The organism is Nocardioides oceani, assembly GCF_030412965.1.
Classification (GTDB): domain Bacteria; phylum Actinomycetota; class Actinomycetes; order Propionibacteriales; family Nocardioidaceae; genus Nocardioides; species Nocardioides oceani.
The window spans coordinates 1-341 of the sequence record NZ_JAUHJQ010000079.1; the positions used below are offsets into that span (position 1 = coordinate 1).

Genomic DNA, 341 nt, shown 5'->3' on the forward strand with positions numbered 1-341 from the left:
GTAGTGTGAGTGGTCAGGATCGAGTTGTAGGGTTCAACTACAGCAGTAGAAACTTGTGGAGCTGGGTAGATGGCGAATTCAAGCTTAGACTTCTTTCCGTAGTCCACAGATAAGCGCTCCATCAACAAGGAAGTGAATCCTGATCCAGTACCTCCACCGAAAGAATGGAAGATGAGGAACCCTTGCAAACCGGTACATTGGTCAGCCAATTTCCTAATTCTGTCCAACACCAAGTCGACACTTTCCTTGCCGATGGTGTAGTGGCCTCTGGCATAGTTGTTGGCGGCGTCTTCTTTACCAGTGATGAGTTGTTCAGGGTGGAACAACTGTCTGTACGTGCC

At 48.7% G+C, this 341-nt stretch carries 1 protein-coding gene; it reads right to left on the minus strand.

What is annotated here, in order from left to right; all coding sequences use genetic code 11:
* The coding region (locus tag QWY28_RS23355; RefSeq protein ID WP_300955311.1) for a hypothetical protein at positions 1–341 on the minus strand (341 nt) is incomplete at both ends.